The sequence below is a fragment of the Moorena sp. SIO3E8 genome (genome assembly GCF_010692445.1).
GTDB classification, from domain to species: Bacteria; Cyanobacteriota; Cyanobacteriia; order Cyanobacteriales; family Coleofasciculaceae; genus Moorena; species Moorena bouillonii.
Window position 1 is genome coordinate 1 of sequence record NZ_JAAHHM010000303.1, and the last position, 2,569, is coordinate 2,569.

Annotated in this window: 1 protein-coding gene and 1 pseudogene; both read left to right on the top strand. The window is 41.5% G+C overall.

Features of this window, described 5'->3' with window-relative positions; translation table 11 throughout:
* The first annotated feature begins 575 nt into the window (after window positions 1-575).
* Entirely contained in the window at window positions 576-2,339 is a 1,764-nt protein-coding gene (gene ltrA / locus F6K46_RS39255) for a group II intron reverse transcriptase/maturase (protein WP_293118123.1), read from the top strand.
* A 115-nt stretch (window positions 2,340-2,454) separates the two neighbouring features.
* Window positions 2,455-2,553: pseudogene (locus tag F6K46_RS39260) on the top strand (RNA-guided endonuclease TnpB family protein); the annotation flags it as partial.
* Window positions 2,554-2,569: the final 16 nt, after the last annotated feature.

The following is a 2,569-nucleotide window of genomic DNA, read 5'->3' on the forward strand; positions in this document are numbered from 1 at the left end:
AGTGCGATTCGTTGGTTAGAAACCGAGAATATCGGAGGATTAACCGCAGGGTAACCTCACCCTGACAACTTGGATACCATGTTGGTGAAAATCCAACCCTCACGAAATCTGAGTGACAACCCTACCCCTAATCAATGAGAATTAACAACCTCTAGGTTAAAGCGGGGTCGAACAGCGAAACTCTATAAGCCTAAATATGGAGCTAGTAGCAGGTAAAATGCTCATGAGTACCGAAAGGGAAGATACACGCGAACCATCGTAATCTTCAACCAGCGCAATAAGGCTAGAAACGCTGGAAACAAACAGTAACGGAGTACATAGGGTCATAAGATTTTGCATTCATATGACGATTTCTCTAACTCCCGGTGGATAGTATCACTCTAAAAGCATACAGTATGGTACCCAGGAACGAAGTAACCCCGCAGGTGCTCTTGGAAAAGGTCGATTTTCCAAGTAGGTAGTTAGCCGCATGGCCTCCGGTGGAGAGATAGAGTCAGAAGCAAAAGTCACTATGTAACGTAGTGAATAAGCAGACAGACTCACGTATATAGGAAAAGATATGGTTGTTAGTAGTAATGAATAAGTCTAAAACTCGGGGATTTCACCCAGAGTCGGAATGGAATAAAGTAAACTGGCGAAAGCTGGAAATTACAGTATTTAAGTTACAAAAACGAATATATCGAGCCTCGAGCCGTGGGAATGTTCGCGTGGTAAGACGGTTACAAAAAACTTTAATGAAGTCCTGGTCAGCAAAAATGCTCGCAGTCAGGAAGGTGACCCAACAAAATAAAGGAAAAAGAACAGCTGGGATAGATGGTCGGAAAGCCTTAACGGGTAAACAAAGACTAAAACTAGCAAATAACCTTAGGACGTATAAAAGACCACAGCCTACACGTAGAGTGTGGATTGAAAAACCAGGTCGAAAAGAAAAACGCCCACTGGGAATACCAACCATACAAGACAGAGCATTACAAGCACTAACCAAACAGGCTTTAGAACCTGAATGGGAAGCACGCTTTGAAGCCAACTCATACGGTTTCAGACTAGGAAGGTCATGTCATGACGCAGTCGAAGCCATTTTCGATAGTATCGCCAAACAACCCAAATGGGTCTTAGACGCAGATATATCAAAATGCTTCGACAAAATCAACCATGAAAAACTTCTCAAAAAATTAAATACCTTCCCCACTATGAAGCGATTAATCAAAGGATGGTTAAAAGCGGGAGTAATAGACGAAGGAACACTATCATCTACGGACGAGGGTACACCACAAGGGGGAATAATATCACCTCTTTTGGCTAACATAGCCCTCCACGGAATGGAAGAGACCATAAAAGAATACGTAGAAAATCTATCTTATAAAGAAACCTCAGTCAGAGGAAAAAGGGATAGAAGAAGAAGTATTAGTCTCATAAGGTATGCGGACGATTTTGTCATCATACATAAAAACAAAGAAGTGGGAGAAAAGTGTAGAGAAGTTATAGAAACATGGTTAAAAGACATTGGCCTTGAATTAAAACCTAGTAAAACCCGATTGACCAACACCTACAATGGATTTGAGTTTATCGGATTCAATATCCGACAATACCAGGTAGGAAAAACCCAATCAAAACAAGGTTTTAAAACACTCATTAAGCCATCCAAAAAAAAAGTAAAGGAACACAAAGAGCAGCTAGAAAACGTAATAGAAAAACATCTAGCTGCTCCACAAGCCGCCTTAATCAGCAGGCTTAAACCCATCATACAAGGTTGGTGCAACTACAACAAGAGTGTAGTAAGCAAAAAGACCTATGCAGGGTTAGACTATGTGCTCTGGAACAAACTTCAAAGATGGGGATACCGAAGACATCCCAACAAGTCAAAAACCTGGGTCAATAAGAAATACTGGGGAACCAAGGTCACTGAACCTAAAAACCCCTGGGAAGCACCTAAGGTAGATAACTGGATTTTTATGACAAAAGAAGGAATATACCTTCCAAAACATTCAAAAACAGAAATCATTCGACACACAAAGGTCAAAGGAAACAGTAGCCCCTACAACGGGGATTTAATATACTGGAGTACCAGAATGAGTAAACACCCTGAAATGTCCAAACAGAAGGTAAAACTTCTCAAAAGACAAAAAGGTAAATGTACTCACTGCAAACTAACCTTTAGGGATGGAGACCTAATGGAAACACACCATAAGGTACCACGCGCACAAGGTGGAAACGACCAAATCAATAACCTTGAACTACTCCACCTACATTGCCATGATGAAAAACACAAAATGAAAGTCAAGAGTAAGCGTCACGAATCAAGTAAAGATTCCTCTGAACTAGATGACCACCCATTTTGAAAGAGGTGCCACATGACAAGGAACCCTATTATGAGGAGCCGTATGATGGGAAACTATCACGTACGGTTTTGGAGACGAGTCAGACGCGGGGCAACCCCCTGGCTTAGTTTAATAGAGACTGGTTAGAAGTTACCGTAAGAAGAGTGCAGCCTTTATAGTTGGTAGGCTATGCATCAAAGGTGACAGATTTTGTTGTAAGGCTGCACTCTTCTAAGGTTTCGTCTCCGGCA